Genomic DNA, 16612 nt, shown 5'->3' on the forward strand with positions numbered 1-16612 from the left:
ACCCACCCAGCGTAAGCTTCCTCCTGCTTTCCCACTTCCACCACCCACGCGCGGCCGGGCTTTACCTGGCCCTGTTTCTCTGTTCCTTTGAACCAATTACTGGATATTAACATTGCCGCCCCGGCCGCGCCCGAGGCTTCTTTGCTGCTGATTTACACGGGCGGCACCATTGGCATGGCTTACAACCGCCGCGGCGAGATGGTGCCTATGGAGTTCAGCAGTATGCTGCGGCTGATGCCCGAGCTGCACCAGTTTAACGTGCGCCTCACGGTGCACAGCCTGGCTCACCCCATCGACTCCTCCAATATTGCTCCCTCCGATTGGCTGACACTGGTAGGGCTTATTGAGCAAAGCTACGAGGCCTACGATGGATTTGTGATTCTGCACGGCACTGATACCATGGCGTATTCGGCCTCGGCCATGAGTTTTCTGCTCGAGAACCTAACCAAGCCTGTCATCTTCACGGGGGCCCAGCTGCCCGTAGGTAAAGTGCGCACCGATGCCCGCAAAAACCTGCTCACCGCCTTGGAATTTGCGGCCGCCCGCGACCCGCATACCGGCAGGGCCCGAGTGCCGGAAGTCTGCATCTTCTTCCACAACGTACTGCTGCGCGGCAACCGCGCCAAGAAAGTAGAAAGCGGCCACTTCAACGCCTTCAAAAGCGAAAACTACCCGCCACTGGCCCGCGCCGGTATTGATCTGGAATACAACGAGTCGGCTATCCGGACGGCCATACCGCCCGGCCCCACGCTGTTCCACCGCCAGTTTGATGACCGGGTAAGTATTCTGAAGATGTTTCCCGGGATTAATGAGCGGGTAGTGCGCGCGGCCCTGGAAGTGCCCGAACTGCGCGGCTGCGTGCTGGAAACCTATGGCTCCGGCAATGCCCCAACTGCCCCCTGGTTTACCCAGGCCCTGCGCGATGCCATCGACCGGGGCCTGCACATTCTCAACGTAAGCCAATGTGACGAAGGCCGCGTGCAGCAGGGGCGCTACGAAACCAGCGCCCACCTGCGGGACATGGGCGTGATTGGGGGCGACGATATTACCACCGAAGCCGCCATTACCAAGATGATGTACGTGCTGGGCCACCCCCTCACGCCCGCCGAAACCGCCGCCGGCCTTACCCGCGACTTACGCGGCGAAATATCACTCGGCTAGGGAATACTCGGCAGGAATCGGCCAGGGGGCTTGCGTATCCGGAAAAAGGGGCGTTACTTTGCCACCGCTTTCCGCATTCAGAGAGGTGTCCGAGTGGTTGAAGGAGCACGCCTGGAAAGTGTGTATGGGTCTAAAGCTCATCGTGGGTTCGAATCCCATCCTCTCTGCAATAACCCCCGTTTTCTTTATGAACACGGGGGGTTATTATTTATGGGGTATATAAGAAGTAAATGCCTGCAGCTGAGGATATTGGACTGGTTATGCAAGCCATGTTAAACGGCGGCACCGCCACTTTCTGCTACGCCCGCCAGTATCCGTCTGGATTGGCCGTTTTTTTACTTCATTCAGCCCAGCCTGAAAGTTGGATCAAGTGCTGAATTTTAGTTAGTTAGAATAGGTGGTCTCATCAAATTATCTGCATGCGCAAGTGGCGAAGTAGCTGCCTGCCGAGAGAGCCACACTCTCTAGCACAAAACCTGCTGAGTTTGTGCTGAAAGATGATTTCGGGAAAATGCATTGAACTCCCCGAAGATCTAGACAAAGTTAAAACGCCTGCCTTGGACGAAGCAGGCGTTTTAACTTTGTTTTGTAACAGGGAATGTACCGAGAGTGAAAGATCTGCTTGGCCAGAAACGCTGATAGAAAACCTTCCCTAGCCGAAGCGAAGGTAGTTCTAGCAGGCGATAAGTAATTTGTGCAACAACAAAAACAAGCCCAAAGGATAGCAACACTCCCAGCCCTAGAGCGGGTTTAGAACTGTTATAGAAGCTGAAAAAACCGATCAGAGAATGTAGATATGGCTGGTGAAACAAGTAAATGCTGTAGCTGCATAGCCCGATAGAGGAAAGCACACGCCCAAAAAGTGTCATTCCCGCCCCAATAGAGGCATTATTTCTTTGCAAGAACCAGTCAAGCAGGCACACGAAAAAGAGGGCGAAAAGCAAGCGCCCCAAAAACAGATACAGGACGGTTATCTTTAGAAGAGTGAGCAGGAAAAAGGCTGCTAATAGATGCAGCCCATGCCCGGAAAACAGGCGCTTCTGCTGAAAATATTGCTCACCAAAGAACGCCCCAATTGCCCAAAGTATCCACATGGCAGGCGGGGAGAGATATACCACCGGGCTCCGTGCATGAAGCAACAGGCCCGTACCCATGGTAGCCAGGCCGAGCAAACCAATTGCCAGTGTGGTTTGGCTCATTCCCAGGTGTCGCCGCAGCCAGAGCAAAACCGGGTAGAGCAGGTAGAGTTGAACTTCCAACCCCAACGACCACAGTGCTGGGTTAATGGAAAAAAAAGTGCGCTCAAGCAGATTATGAGTCAGCGTCAGATGGGTGAGCAGACTGAGCCCGCCCTCAGTACCCCGACTCAGGCTGAAAAATAGCAGAGCGGCGAGGTAAGGCGGATAAATACGCCAGAATCGACGGTTTATAAAAGAGCTAAATTGAAAGACCTCGCCGTTTTTTAGATGATTCCAGTGAATGAGAAACCCGGACAAGACCAGAAATATTGTTACGCCTGCACCCATACCAGTTGGTAAGAGATTCAGGACTATCTGGCCCGGCAAATAGGAGTCTAAATCAACGAAGAAGTGGGAAGGCCCCAGGCGCCGAAACTCGTATTCCCCAAATATTACCAATAGGGAGTGATACCCGAAGACGAGCAGAATAGCAACCCCCCGCAGAGAATTGATCTTGTGGCGGGGCAGCAAATCAACCGCAGCAGTTGGGGCAGCCCCAGAAAAGGATATTAGCTTACTCACTTTTGTTCATTAAAACCGGGGGATGCAGTCGGTTCGTTGCAGGTGCGGAGCCAAAATCAGCAGGTGAGGAAACAGGCAACTTACCCGAAGCCGTTAGGAGCGGCATGAGTTTCCGGGTTAGCAGCGCTGTACCGGGTACTTCCACCAGAATATGGACCAGCCAGGCTACCGCCAGCACTAATGCAATAGTTGCTCCCAGCAGCACGTGTTTATCTACCCGCCCATTGAGCAGTTGCAGAGGGATGGCGCCCAGCATGTGGGTTAGATAGAGAGGGTAGGTGAGTTTGCCTAACCAGGCCCATAGAGGAGATGGTGGCAGAGTAAACCGACGAAAAATGATTAAGTGAAACAGTACAAAGAGCGAAAGAATAAGGACGAGTGATATTATGGGATTAAAAAGATGGGGAGCATGGTAAAACTGCTCCGCTGCATGACGGGCAGCACGGTCGGTGCGCAAGGTTAAAACAACGGTTGCCGCCAAGGCCGCATAGACTTTCCAGGATGCTACCGTGCGGGTCTGTAATAAGTAAAAAAGCAGGCCTGCAATAAAATAAGGGCTGTAGCGCGGAATAAACAGCCCCGTAAATAAAGTGCTGGCCCCGGGCTCAGGTCCTGCTACTAAGGTATAACCCAGCCAACCCACAACTACCGGCAGCAGATAATCCCATAGTCGATAGGAAATAAGAAGAGTAACCAGAAAATAAAACGTCAGCTCATAAGTCAGCGTCCAGTAAACGCCATTGATGGATGCCTGCCCAAAAAATTCTTGCAGCATGGTCATATTAAACAGAAACTGTTTCACCGAGACATCTCCCATGAGGTGGCTCACCCGCAGGCCAATAAAGGTGAGGATACAGCTCAGCCAGTACACAGGATATAGCCGGACTATGCGCGCAGCCAGAAACTCCGAAACAGTTTTATGCCGGGCCGACTTAACAATGGTAAATCCGCTAATCATAAAGAACAGCGGCACTGCGAGGTAGCCATAGACGGATACCAAGCTTATGGTTGGATAAGTTGGTCCCTGATGGGTAATGGTGGGCATGGTATACGTCATGTGCACCAATACCACAGACATAATAGCCAGAAAGCGGAGGACGTCCAGCTCCACGTAACGAGGATAGGCTACAGGCCCAGATAATTTATTCATTGGAAGGAAAAATAGAGCGGAGAAGTAGTGGTAGAGTGAGAAGCGAGTAGTTTCACGGCCAATTCTCCCCGGCGTTTTCGAGGTGCCAGGCCTGAACCCGAGCCAGCGCTTCCAGGCAGAAACTGGTTGTCATTTCCTCTGAACCCCAGCCAAGTAGCCGTTTGCCCCGCCATAATACAGGAGCCAGCGGGGCCATTCGCCAGTAGCTTGCTGGGCGGCAAGCAGGTAGCGCGTGGCTGCAGTAAGTTCAGGTGGGTAGCTGCGCAGATTGAGCAGGCTGCTTACGACCCAGGCCGTATCGGTGAGTGTATCGCCTAAATGCCCGTCAGGACGGGCTGAGGCCAGAATACGCTCAATAATAGGCTGGCGCAAGGGCTCCAGCTTGTGAATGCCACTGAAGTAGGCGCGGGTGAAAAAATTATACACGAAATGCGCATCCCGGTACCAAAGGTCACAGTTGGCCTCTTTGTGTTCGGCAATAATGCGCAGCAGGTAGGCTATAACCGTAATCTGCCAAAAGCCCGGCGTAGGAACAAAGGGGCCCGCCAGCAGCCACTGGCGAGTTGTCGTGAGCAGGGGAGTAACCGGATTAAGAATCAGCCATTTGTTGGCGGCGGCAGGTAAGGTGTATACAACCGGAGTTACCAGAAACCACAAATTAATGACCATTCCCAAGGCATTGGCTACGTCTGAGAAGAGTAAACCCAACACAGCTACCAACCACCCAAGCGCAAGGCCCAGCACAAACCGGGAAGCTACTCCAAGCGGTACCAGGAACAGCAGCCCGGTAAGCGGGACCTGAAACCAGAGCATAGCAGCAAGCAGAATCAGCAGGCGCAGGGCGCTGTTAAATATGACCAATCCCATCCCAGCCGCTACAAAAGCGTCGTGGGGAACCCGCACCTTTGCTAACGTGGTCTTGGCCGCCTGAATATGCTGCAAGGGGAAATTCAGCGCTTCTACAAAACCCTGCCATAGAAATAAGCCGGCCAGCACAACTACGGGATACGGTACGCCGGAATTATCCACTTTTAATACTTGGGCACGGCCGAGCCCAACCCAAACCAAAGCCGCCAGTAAAGAAGGCAGCAACAGCCAGGTGTATCCCAGCACGCTCTTACGGGTCTGTACCTTTAAATTGTGCAGAAAGCGTTGCCAGCCTATATGCCGTATCACGCGCAAGTCTTCCTGAATAGACCGGGTAAAGGTTGCCCTCACTGCCTCCCCATGCATGCATGTATGCATGAGCTAACTATAGTAAAGCGCATTGATTCGTCAAAACTTGGCCCAAACCAGACTTGACAAATGTAGGTAGTAAAAGGAAGACTGTTGAGTTATGAAGATTGTTGAGTTATTATACCGGCATACTGCACTTTAAAAGGAACCAACTATACTGAATAGTAGAACTATTCCTTGAAGCACCGGTTGGCAGCTTGCTGAAGGCACATCAGCTGAGAGAAGTACTCCTTCCGGGCATTACAACATCGCCACCGGTGCCGCAGTGGCTACCGCAGAACTGCTGCCGTTTTTCATCCGCCTGACTAAAATGTGCCTCTAAACGCATTGAAGGCCACTTCGCGCTGTTGGCCGCCTGTTAATCCGGCTGAGGTAAGTCCACAAAAACGCCTGCTCCAAAAGGAGCAGGCGTTTCAGCTACACAAACGACGGTGGAGCGTCTGCGCAGTACTTAGGGCATCAGCACTTTATCAATCACGTGAATCACGCCGTTGCTTTGCAGCACATCGTAGGTAGAGATGGTGGACGTACCGCCTTTCTCATCTACCAGCACCACGTTTTTCGGGCCATTCATCATGGCCTTCAGCGTGCCGCCGCTGACGGTTTTGAGGGTAGCGGTGCCTTTGCCGGCTTTAATGGCGGCCATAATCTTATCGGCCGTCAGGTTACCGGCTACCACGTGGTAGGTCAGGATTTTGGTGAGGGTAGCTTTGTTCTCGGGCTTCACCAGAGTTTCCACGGTGCCGGCGGGCAGGGCGTTGAAGGCAGCGTTGGTGGGCGCAAAAACGGTGAACGGACCTTTGCCCTGCAAGGTCTCTACCAGGCCAGCGGCTGTCACGGCGGCTACCAGCGTGGTGTGGTCGGCGGAGTTTACCGCGTTGGCCACAATATTCTTATTCGGGTACATAGCCTGGCCACCTACGGATACCGTGTTGCCGGCTGCCGATTTTGGGCTCATCATGGCCTGGGCCGAAACGTTAGTGGTAGCCGCGCCAAACAAGGCTGCGAAAGCCAGCGAGAATAGGGTCTTTTTCATTTGGGAAGAAGAAAGGAAGTAGGTTTTGAATTATAACAGCACCTACGCCCTAGCCCTGCAGGCCGGATTTAGAGGAGCAAAAAAATAATTCTGGAGCCTAGCTGAATTCCGGTGTCCGATAGAATTAAGCCAATTTGCAGACAGCCCCGTACAAAGCCCAATTCCGGTCCTCTACTCCGGGTGTCGTTTCGCTTCTCAGCCGAAACGCCCGGCTTCTTTCCGCCTGTGTCTGTGCTTACCCGCTGGTTGCTCCTGCGTATGTTTTGCCGGCCTGCGCTGCCTACAGCCGCAGCACTGCTCATCCTTTTGTTGAGTATACAGGATTTCGCCCTGGCCCAAACCCCAGACTCTCCGCGGGACCTGGCCGCTTTCCTGCGCGTAGCCCGCGCCAACAGCCCGCTGCTGGCCGACTACGCCGGCCAGGTACGCCAAACCCGCCTCGACAGCCTGCGCCGCCGGGCCCAGCAACGCCCCCAGTTAGCCGGCACGGCGGCCGTGGTAGCCGCTCCTACAGTGCGCGGTTATGGCTACGATGAAGCTGTTTCCAACGGAGGCAACTACGCCGCCGTAGTCACGGCCACGCAGCCGCTGTTCAACCGCCCCGTGCTGCAAAACGACTTCCGGATTCTGGAAAACCAGGGGCAGGTGCTGCGTAATACCGGCCGCTTATCGGCGCTGGACCTGCGACGCTCCATTACCGACCAGTTCCTGACGGCTTATGCTGCCCAGCAGCAATGGTCGTTTAGCCGGGCGCTGCTGCGCCAGCTCCGGCAGCAGGACGAGGTACTGCGCCAGCTGGTAAATGGGGGCATCTTCAAGCAAACCCAGTATCTCACGTACTATCTCTCGATGCGCAGCCAGGAAGTGGCCGTGCAGCAGGACCAGCTGGTGTATCGCCGGGAGCTGGGTGTGCTGCGCTACCTCAGCGGCGTTTCGGATACTGCCTTTGCGCTCCTGGAAGCGCCCACGCCGCCTACACATCGGGCCCTGGCCGGCCTCAGCGCCGTGGCCCAGCGCCAGTATACCCTGGACAGTTTGCGCCTGCAGCTGGAACGGCGGGCTATTGACCTGGGCTACCGCCCGCAGCTGAGCTGGGTGGCCGATGCAGGTCTGCAGTCGTCATCGCCCATGCCCGTGCGGTTGGCGCACAGCTTTGGCGTCAGCGCGGGCCTCATGCTTTCGGTGCCGGTTTTTGATGGACACCAGCGCCAGATTGCCTACGACCGCCTGAAAGTGGCCGAGGAAATTCGCCAGGGCTACCGCCGTTTTCTCACCACTCAGCGCAGCCAGCAGTACAACCAGCTGGAAGGGCTGGTGCAGGCCAGCAACCAGCTGAGCGCCACCCTACGCCAGCAGCTCACGGTGGCCGAGGCCCTGGTGAAAGCCGGCCGGCAACAGCTGGCTACCGGTGATATTTCCATTCTCGATTACCTGCAGCTGGTCAATAGCTACCGCGCCTTCCAGTTTAACCTCACGCAGGCCGAAACCGAGCGTTTGCGCACCCTGTATGCTATTGATTATCTGGGAGAATAGGCTCGGTTTCTTCCATATTACATTCGGTTTTTTCCTCCTCGGTATATGCGTTTTCTAAAAGGCTTTGGGTTTCGAAATTCTGGCGGCGGCCCGGCCCGGTGGCTGGTGCCGTTGCTGGGTCTGATCTGCTTGACCCAATGTCAGGAGCAGGCCACGGAAGAGCCTGATGAAGAAGCGGCGGTGCGCGCCCGCCCCGCCGTAACAGTGGTGCACGTGCAGACGGATACAGTTTCCGATGTCCTGCATCTGAGCGCGGTATCGGCGTATCCGGCCAAGGATGTGCTGCGGGCCACCACCACGGGCTACCTGCTGGCGCCCGTACCCGTGCCGGGCCAGCGGGTGCGGGCAGGGCAAACGGTTTTCACCCTGCAAACCAAAGAAGCCCGCACGCTGCATCTGGACAAGCTCACCGGCGACCCGCGCCTGCGCTTCAGCGGCGTGGTGCGCATTGCGGCCGGCCGCGCCGGGGTGCTTTCCAGCGTGGATAAGCTGGCCGGCGACTATGTGCAGGATGGCGAGCAGCTGGGCGTAGTGTTCGACCAGAGCCGCTTTGGCTTTGTGCTGGATGTGCCCGCCACTCAGCTGCGCTACGTGCATACCGGCCAATCTTGCCGCATCACCCTGCCCGATGGCCGCGTGCTGCCGGGCCGCGTGGCTGAGCTGCTGCCCACCACCGACATAGCCTCGCAAACCCAGCGCTACACCGTGGAGGTAGTAGGCCCCGTGCCCCAACTCCCCGAAAACCTGGCCGTCACCATCGAAATAGACAAAACCGCCCCCTACCAGGCCCAGACCCTGCCCCGGGAGACTGTGCTCACCGACGAAACGCAGACCAAATTCTGGGTGATGCGCCTGCTCAATGATTCTACCGCCGTGCAGGTGCCGGTGCAACCCGGGCAGGAACACGCCGGCCACCTGGAAATCAAAAGCCCCCGCTTCTCCCCGCAGGACCGCATAGTGGCCACCGGCAACTACGGGCTGGAAGACACCGCCACCGTGAAACTGGTGCGGCCCTAGTAGCCATCAGCCCATAATAAATCTAACAGCCAGAAGCTACCAGCCAACAGCTACCATTTATGCGCCCTTCCTTTATTCAGGCATACAAAGCGCCCATTGCGGTGCTGCTGGCTCTCACGCTGGCGGTAGGGGCGCTGGCGTATCAGCGCATTTCTCTGGCCCTGTTTCCGGAGGTGACGTTCCCGAAGGTGAAGGTTATTGCCGAAAACGGCCTGGAGCCCGTGGACCGCATGATGGTAACCGTGACCAAGCCGCTGGAAGATGCCATGAAACAGGTGCCCGACCTGAAGCTGCTGCGCAGCACCACCAGCCGGGGCTCCTGCGAAATATCTGCCTACCTAGACTGGAACGTGGACGTGGTGCGCAGCCAGCAAACTATTGAGTCGCGCCTGAACCAGATTAGGGCCGATTTGCCGCCGGCCACCCAGATTACCGTGGAGCGCATGAACCCGGCCATTCTGCCGGTAATGGGCTACACCCTGGAAGCCCCGGGCCGCAGCGCGCTGGAGCTGCGGCGGCTGGCGCTCTACACTATCAAGCCGTTTCTCTCGCAGGTAGATGGCGTGTCGGCGGTGCACGTGCAGGGCGGGCGTACCAAGGAATACCAGGTTGAGCTGCAGCCCGATCAGCTGGCGGCGCTGGGCCTTTCGCCCGCCGATGTGAGCACCAGCCTTGGCCAGACCAACTTCGTGCAGAGCAACGGCTACCTCACCGACTACCGCCGCCTGTACCTCACCGTAACCGATGCCTCTCTGGTATCGAAAGCAGACATTGAAAACGTAGTGCTGCGCAATGATAACCGCCGTATTGTGCGCCTAGCGGATGTGGCCTCGGTGCAGGTGGGCGAGCAGCCGGAATACACCCGCATCAACGCCAACGGCCACGCGGCCGTGCTCATTTCCGTGTCGCGGCAGCCCGATGCCAACGTGGTGCAGGTATCCGAAGGCGTGAAGGCTAAGGTGAAGGCGCTGCAGGCTGGCCTGCCCCGCGGCATCCAGCTCCGCCCGTACTATGATCAGGCCGATTTTGTGTCGGAAGTGGTGCGCTCCGTGCAGGATTCGCTGTGGATTGGTCTGGCGTTGGCGCTGCTGGTAACGGCCTTGTTTCTGCGCTCCTGGCGGGCCACGATCACCATTCTGCTGGCCATTCCCATTGCCCTGGCTCTCACGGTGGCGGTGCTGTATTTTGGCTTGGGCTATTCCTTCAACATCATGACGCTGGGGGCGCTGGCCGCCGCCATTGGTTTGATGATTGACGATGCCGTAGTGATGGTGGAGCAGCTGCACCGGGTAGGCGAGGAGCACCCGCAGGCCTCCGTTAATGAAATTGTGAGTCGCTCGGTGCAGCACCTGCTGCCGTCGCTCATCGGCTCCTCGCTCAGTACCATTGTTATTTTTCTGCCGTTTGCGCTGCTTAGCGGGGTGGCGGGCGCCTACTTTAAAGTGCTGGCTACTACCATGGTGGTGGCCCTGCTCTGCTCGTTTGTGGTGGCGTGGCTGGGCTTGCCGGTGCTGTATCTGCTGCTTTCGCAGCTGGGTTTTGGAAAGAAGAAGGCAGTGGTGGCTGATGCGTTATTAGTTAAAAATCAGGAGGAGATAGAGGAAATTGAAGAGTCCGGTTTGGTGGAGGTCCGGCACCATGAAATTCCGTGGGTGCGCTCGGTTATCCGGCATCCGCTCTGGAGTTTGATTGGAGTGGCGGTTCTGGTGAGCGTGCTGGTGCTGGTGATTCCGCGCCTGGCCACCGGCTTCCTGCCCGAAATGGATGAGGGCGCCATCGTGCTCGACTACAACTCGCCGCCCGGCACCTCATTGGAAGAAACCGACCAGATGCTGCGGCAAGCCGAAAAGCTGATTCTGCAGGTGCCGGAAGTAGCCAGCTACTCGCGCCGTACCGGTACCCAAATGGGTTTTTTCATCACCGAGCCCAACCGTGGCGACTACCTCATCCGGCTGAAAACCAGCCGTAGGCGCACCACCGATGAAGTAATTGACGACATCCGCCAGCGCATCGAAAGCACGCAGCCCGCCCTCACCATCGATTTTGGCCAGGTGATAGGTGACATGCTGGGAGATTTGATGAGCACCGTGCAGCCCATCGAAATCAAAGTGTTTGGCCCCACGGCCGATATCCGCTACGGCCTGGCAGAGCAGGTGGCCGGCATCGTGGAAAAAACGGAAGGCACAGCCGATGTCTTCGACGGCATAGTGCGCATGGGCCCGGCCGTGGACGTGCGCCCCGACCCGCGCCGCCTCGCCCAGTTTGGCCTCACGGCTACGGATTTTCAGAGCCAGCTGCAAACCCAGCTGGCGGGCGTAGAGGCCGGCAATGTGCTGGAAGGCGAGCAGCTGCTGACTATCCGGTTGCGCTACCCGCGGGCGGCCCAGGCCTCGCTGCAGCAGGTGCGGGCGCAACCCGTTTTCCTGCCCAATGGCCAGCGCCAGCGGCTGGAAGAGCTGGCCGAAGTGCGGGTTTCGGCCGGCGAGGCCGAGTTGGAGCGCGAGAACCTGCAGGCTATGACGGCCGTTACGGCCCGCCTCAACGGCCGAGACCTGGGCTCGGCCATGCAGGAAATTCGCCAGAAGCTGGACCGGCAGCTGAACCTGCCGCCCGGCTACTTCATCCAGTTTGGGGGCAGCTACGCCGAGCAGCAGCAGTCGTTTCAGGAGCTGCTGACCATTCTGGCTACGGCTTGCTTGCTGGTGTTTGCGGTAGGCCTGTTTCTGTTTAAAGACCTGAAAGCCGCCGGGCTGATACTGCTGGTGGCGGTGCTGGGCCCGGCCGGGGGCAGTCTGGCCCTGTTTCTCACCCACACGCCCCTGAACGTGGGCTCCTACACCGGCCTGATTATGGTGGTAGGCATCATCGGCGAAAACACCATTTTCACCCTGCAGCAGTTTAACGATGCCAGGCGCGACTCCCCGGTGGAAGCCGCCATCGGGTATGCCATTGCGGCCCGCCTGCGCCCCAAGCTGATGACAGCGCTGGCCGCCATTGCCGCGCTGCTGCCTTTGGCGTTGGGCATCGGGGCTGGCGCCCAGCTGCATCAGCCGCTGGCCATTGCCGTAATTGGGGGGCTGATGCTGGCTTTGCCCTTGCTGCTGATAGTGCTGCCCAGCCTGCTCCGGCTGGTATATGCAAAAGGGGATGCGCAGCCTGCGCTGTCGTAGAAAGTAGATTACTGCCAGATCAAAACCAGCGTGCCCAGAATAATCAGCCCGGCACCCAGGCCGCCCTGCCAGGTGAGCTTTTCGCCCAGAAAAACTACGGACAGCACAATGGCTAACGCCACGCTCAGCTTATCGACCGGCGCTACTTTGGATACTTCTCCCAGCTGCAGGGCCCGGAAATAGAATACCCACGACAAGCCCGTGGCCACCCCGGACAGGATAAGAAACGTCCAGTTGGTGCGGGTAAGGCTGCCGAACTGCTCCAGCCCGCCCCGGAAATACACAATGCCCCAGGCCAGCACTAGAATCACCACCGTGCGAATGGCCGTGGCCAGGTTGGAATCAACCCCCTTAATACCAATCTTGGCGAGTACCGCCGTGAGGGCCGCAAACAGGGCCGAGAGCAATGCATAAAGCCACCACATAGCAAGAGGGAAAGAAAGCCGAAAAGGATGCTGCCATAACGGGTTCCGGGCGTAGGGCGTTGTGCAGGCGGCCGGCACAAAAAAACACCCCGGCTGCCGGAGCTGGCAGCCGGGGTGTTTTAGCAATAGCTACGGAAAGTTATTCCACTATGATGCGCTGGGTCATGCTGCCTTCTGCCACCATAAGGCGCAACAGGTACACACCCGGGGCCAGGCCCCGCAGCGGCAGCTGCTTTTCGCCGGCGGTACCCCTTGGGAAATGCTGTTGCATTACCTGCTGGCCCAGCGGATTAAATAACTGCACCTGCACGCCCTGGCGCGCCAGCTCACGGCCCAGTTGCAGGCTCAGCTGGTCATGCGCCGGGTTGGGATATACGGCAACCTGGCTGCGCAGCTGTTCCGGTAGCGTGGCCGTAATGGCATTGCGGGTGAACACCAGGGAGAAGCGCGTCTGGTTGAGGCCGGCGGCTGCTACGGAGAAACTGTAGGTAGGCAGCAGCTTGAGGTCTATATTTTTGCCCGTTTGCGCATCCCGCAGGTAGACAAAAGTAGTAGCGGGCATATTCAGCAGGTGCTTGGCCCGGAATAAATAGCTGCCGGCCTCCGGCGCGTTAACAGCCAGCGGTATTTCCACATCCGTGGCCCCCAGGGCCGGGCGCCCATCAATGGCCAGCTGCGCGGCCCCGGCTACTGCGGCCAGCTGCGGCACATCAGCCGCGGGTACTTTGTAGGCATCAAAAGTGCGGTCGAAACCAGCGGTAGCGCCCTGCTGGAAGTAGACAAACAGTGTATCGCCGATGCCGTTGCGGCTGAGGCCCAGCTGCAGTAAAGGCCGGGTTTCCGTGACGGGCGGCGTAGAAGTGCGCGCTGCAAAAGTAGTAACGCGGGCCGCATTGGTAAACGAAATACTGCCCGGCGTGCCTGCCGCGCTTACGTGGGCCAGAAACCCTTCGCCGCTTTCAATTATCGGGCTGCCACCCACCCCGTTTACCGAGGCGCTATAGGCTCCGGTTGGCTTCAGTACATACACGGCGGCATCCAGGCCGGTGGTAGCCGGGTACAGCTTGGTCCAGTCGATGGGCGAAGGGTAGGGGTTGCCGAGCAGGTGCCAGCCTGCCTGCGGCTGCTTGCCCCGGGCCAGGTTGTTTACCGTGAGGGAGCCGTTGGTCAGGGTGCCTACAAAATCCATGTTGCTGGCATTAGGCCCAATGGTAGCCACGTAGCCTTTGCCCGGCGTGAGTACTTCGGTAGTGGCCGCGGGCGAAAGCCAGCCTTTCTGAAAATCAGCAGCGCCGGTGCCCATGCTGGTTACGCGGGCCTGGTCGTAGCGGAAAACGGTGGGGTAGGGCGTTACTTTGCTGGGGTCGGCAGCCGTGTTGTAAGCCGGGTTTACTACGGGCGTAAAGCCGGGCGTAGTCAGGTCGGCCACCGTGGCGCTTTGCACCGGCGAAGACAGGAAATGTTCGGTAGCCGTACCGTTGGGATGGGCCGGCAGAAAATGCTGCACCACAGCATTGCCCACTACAGTGCCGCCATTGTTATGCACCACCGCCGAGCCGGCGGCCGAGGAGCGCAGCGTGAGAGTTTTGCCGTTGGTCACCAGGTTCTGTTTCAGGCTCAGCAGCTGCAGCACGTTCAGCTCGCGGGTAAGCGTGAGCGGCGTCGTGCCGCTCACCTGCAGGCTGCGTACCTGCTGGGGCAGGCCCAGGCCGGTAACCTGGGCGGCGCTACCGTTGTACACGTAGTTGGCGTTGGGGCTGAAGGTGAGCGTGGTGCCCCGTACACTGCCCGTGGTGCCGTTGGCAGAAATGCCCTCTGCTGCCCCAATTTCCAGAGTAGCGCCTTCCGCCAGGTTAAACGTGGTGGCACTGGCCAGGAAAGCACCCGTCCGTATAACTCCACCTGCCTGCACCGTCATATTCTGAGCGGCTGTGAGAGGGCCCGTCAGGATAGCCGTGCCGGTGCGGGTAACGGTTACGTTGTTGTAGGTGCCCTGCACGTTCATCTGCTTGTCCACAATAAGGTCGCCCAGCGCCAGTGTTTTAAAGGCCACGGGGCCGGCTACCGGGCTATCTATTCCGGGTCCGCAGTTCTGGCGCACGTAGAACTGGTAGGCAGTATTGGGCGTCAGGCCGGTAAGCGGCTTGCTGCTGGCGCCGATTACGGTGAGCACCGTGCCGGTGCCCGGCGTAAAGCCCTGCTTGCCATACTCCACGCGGTAGGAGGCCACGGTGCCCGCCCCCGCCGACCAGTTAAGGGTAGCGCCAGAGGTGGTAATACCGGTTGTATTCAGGTTGGTAGGCACCGCGCACACCGCCGCGGTGGTACTGAAGCTCTTGGGGCCCACCCGCACACTGGTCAGGCCATTGGAGCAGGTTTGGGTCACGTAGAAATCATACTGCGTGCCGGCAGTTAGTCCGGAAATGGTAGTAGGCGAGCTGCTGATGGTTTTAACAGTACCGGCGCCGGGCGTAAAGCCTTTTGCGCCATATTCCAGCTTAAAGGAAGCCCCGCCGGCGCTGGCGGTAAAACCCAGCGTAGCAGTGGTGGCGGTCAGGTTGGTGGCCGTTAGGGCCGTTGGTGCGTCACATACTTTAGGCGTGGTCAGGCAGATAGTAAAAGTGCCTGTAGTTTCTGTCGTCGGGGTAGCAGCGTAGGAATACACCCGCACGTAGTAGGTGGCGCCGGGGGTCAGGTTTTTGGCGCTAATGGAATCAGTGAGGCCGGCGCCTGCCTGGTCTTTGCAGCGCAGCTTGGTGCCGGGGCAGGCGCCGGAGCGCAGCTCCAGGGCTATATCCAGGGCACTGTTGGGGTCCACGGAAATACCCTGCGTAGATGCCGCGGCTACAAAAGAGTACCACACGTCATCATCCGGCTTGCCGCAGGCCCCATCATTGGGCAGGGTAGTCTGCGTAGCGCTGAAGAGCGTGCCGCTTATGGGCTGGCAGGTGAGGCCCGGCGTCAGGCTGATAGCACTGGCGCAGTTATCATTCACGGGCGGCGCGTCGGGCTTATCGATGCAGATAGTAAACCGGGCATCGTTGCCCCCATACTGCGCATTAAAGTAGGAATACACCCGCACGTAATAGGTGGCTCCCGGCGTGAGGTTGGTGGCCGTCATGGCCTTATTATCCGAAGAGAACAGCGGCGTAAGCGCGCCGCAGCTGCCCCGGAAAAGCTGGTGCACCATATCGGTGCTGCCGGTGGGGTTTACCGTAATGATATGCTGCGTGGAGGTGGCCACAAACGAGTACCACACGTCATCGTTGGCTTCGCCGGTGGTAGCATCCGGGTCGGAGGGGGTGGCTCCGGCTACCGTGCCGGCCAGGCCGGTGCAGGTTTTGCTAGGCGTAACCACAACGGCACTGGCGCATTCATCATTGGCCGGCGCGGCCCCGGGGTTATTCAGGCAAATGGTGAAGGCGCCGCTGGCTGCCGTAGTCGGGCTGTTGTAGTAGGAGTACACCCGCAGATAATAGGTAGCCCCAATGGTGAGGCCGGGCACCACCATCGTCTCGGGGTCTGATGATTTGATGGCTACCAGACTGCCGCAGGAGCCGGAAAATAGCTGCTGCACCAAGTCAGTGCCGCCGGTTGGGTTTAGGGTGATGGTGTGCTGCCGGGAAGTAGCCACAAACTTGTACCACACATCATCATCGGCCTGGCCCACGCTGGCCGCCGGGCCCGAGCCGCTGGCCTGGAAAAGGGTACCGGAAAGCGGAGTGCAGGTAGCCGCGGCCGTCAGGGTGGTAGCATTGGCGCATAAGTCGTTGGTAGGGGCGGCATAGGCTCCCAGGCTCAACAGAGAGGCCAGCAGAAAAAGCCACGCTTTTGCTTTCAATAAAAATTTCTGGGGGCCCGGTCGGCCATTGGTAGGCTGAAGCCGGCCGGCTTGGTAAGGTTGTTTCATAGCTTGTAGTAGAAAATATGGAGGGAAAAGCAGCGCTTCGGCATAGCGCCGGAAGCAGGTGTTCAGAAAAGCAGTACTAACAGGCCCCGGGCAGGGCGTGGCCCGCCAACGGGCTGGGCTTCAATAGCATTTTCATAGAATAGCGAGGCAAACATCGGAATCATTTTCAGGTAATTCCAGGGAATCACATCATTATGTGATCCTAAAAAATCAT

The 16612-nt window shown here is 58.2% G+C and carries 10 protein-coding genes and 1 tRNA gene; 5 read left to right on the top strand and 6 right to left on the bottom strand.

Annotated features, from left to right (window positions below; genetic code table 11):
* Positions 1-87: 87 nt before the first annotated feature.
* Positions 88-1161, top strand: coding sequence for an asparaginase (locus PK28_RS07865; RefSeq protein ID WP_044513122.1), 1074 nt, complete (start codon positions 88-90; stop codon positions 1159-1161).
* 79 nt (positions 1162-1240) lie between these two features.
* Positions 1241-1328: transfer RNA gene (locus tag PK28_RS07870), tRNA-Ser, on the top strand.
* A gap of 408 nt (positions 1329-1736) precedes the next feature.
* Here the strand turns inward: PK28_RS07870 and PK28_RS07875 are convergent.
* From PK28_RS07875 to PK28_RS07890, 4 genes are all read right to left on the bottom strand, one after another.
* Complete coding sequence (locus PK28_RS07875; RefSeq protein WP_044513124.1) at positions 1737-2870, bottom strand: acyltransferase family protein; 1134 nt, start codon at positions 2868-2870, stop codon at positions 1737-1739.
* A 43-nt stretch (positions 2871-2913) separates the two neighbouring features.
* Entirely contained in the window at positions 2914-4071 is a 1158-nt protein-coding gene (locus PK28_RS07880) for an acyltransferase family protein (protein ID WP_044513125.1), read from the bottom strand.
* Positions 4072-4200: 129 nt separating this feature from the next.
* A complete protein-coding gene (locus PK28_RS07885; protein WP_156126303.1) occupies positions 4201-5100 on the bottom strand; it encodes a hypothetical protein in 900 nt (299 codons plus the stop codon).
* 658 nt (positions 5101-5758) lie between these two features.
* Positions 5759-6343: a fasciclin domain-containing protein gene (locus PK28_RS07890; RefSeq protein ID WP_044513127.1), complete on the bottom strand. Its 585-nt coding sequence runs from the start codon at positions 6341-6343 to the stop codon at positions 5759-5761.
* A gap of 309 nt (positions 6344-6652) precedes the next feature.
* On the opposite strand from PK28_RS07890, the gene PK28_RS07895 reads away from it, so the two are divergent.
* From PK28_RS07895 to PK28_RS07905, 3 genes are read left to right on the top strand one after another with little or no spacing between them, the layout of a single operon-like run.
* A complete protein-coding gene (locus PK28_RS07895; RefSeq protein WP_197070494.1) occupies positions 6653-7876 on the top strand; it encodes a TolC family protein in 1224 nt (407 codons plus the stop codon).
* A gap of 45 nt (positions 7877-7921) precedes the next feature.
* Entirely contained in the window at positions 7922-8893 is a 972-nt protein-coding gene (locus tag PK28_RS07900; protein WP_048825744.1) for an efflux RND transporter periplasmic adaptor subunit, read from the top strand.
* Positions 8894-8952: 59 nt separating this feature from the next.
* The gene (locus tag PK28_RS07905) at positions 8953-12063 is read left to right on the top strand and encodes an efflux RND transporter permease subunit (RefSeq protein WP_044513129.1); all 3111 of its coding nucleotides are present in this window, start codon (positions 8953-8955) and stop codon (positions 12061-12063) included.
* A gap of 8 nt (positions 12064-12071) precedes the next feature.
* On the opposite strand, the gene PK28_RS07910 is transcribed toward PK28_RS07905, so the two are convergent.
* Both PK28_RS07910 and PK28_RS07915 read right to left on the bottom strand, forming a co-directional pair.
* Positions 12072-12488 carry an EamA family transporter gene (locus PK28_RS07910; RefSeq protein WP_044513131.1) on the bottom strand — a complete coding sequence of 139 codons (417 nt, stop codon included), beginning with the start codon at positions 12486-12488 and terminating at the stop codon, positions 12072-12074.
* 139 nt (positions 12489-12627) lie between these two features.
* Positions 12628-16398: a DUF8693 domain-containing protein gene (locus PK28_RS07915; RefSeq protein WP_044513134.1), complete on the bottom strand. Its 3771-nt coding sequence runs from the start codon at positions 16396-16398 to the stop codon at positions 12628-12630.
* Positions 16399-16612 lie beyond the last annotated feature (214 nt).

Source organism: Hymenobacter sp. DG25B, assembly GCF_000801315.1.
Classification (GTDB): domain Bacteria; phylum Bacteroidota; class Bacteroidia; order Cytophagales; family Hymenobacteraceae; genus Hymenobacter.

Excerpts from the sequence above, each read along its gene's own strand:
- PK28_RS07880 (WP_044513125.1), bottom strand. The coding sequence starts at position 4,071 with ATGAATAAATTATCTGGGCCTGTAGCCTATCCTCGTTACGTGGAGCTG.
- PK28_RS07890 (WP_044513127.1), bottom strand. The coding sequence starts at position 6,343 with ATGAAAAAGACCCTATTCTCGCTGGCTTTCGCAGCCTTGTTTGGCGCG.
- PK28_RS07900 (WP_048825744.1), top strand. The coding sequence starts at position 7,922 with ATGCGTTTTCTAAAAGGCTTTGGGTTTCGAAATTCTGGCGGCGGCCCG.
- PK28_RS07905 (WP_044513129.1), top strand. The coding sequence starts at position 8,953 with ATGCGCCCTTCCTTTATTCAGGCATACAAAGCGCCCATTGCGGTGCTG.
- PK28_RS07910 (WP_044513131.1), bottom strand. The coding sequence starts at position 12,488 with ATGTGGTGGCTTTATGCATTGCTCTCGGCCCTGTTTGCGGCCCTCACG.
- PK28_RS07915 (WP_044513134.1), bottom strand. The coding sequence starts at position 16,398 with ATGAAACAACCTTACCAAGCCGGCCGGCTTCAGCCTACCAATGGCCGA.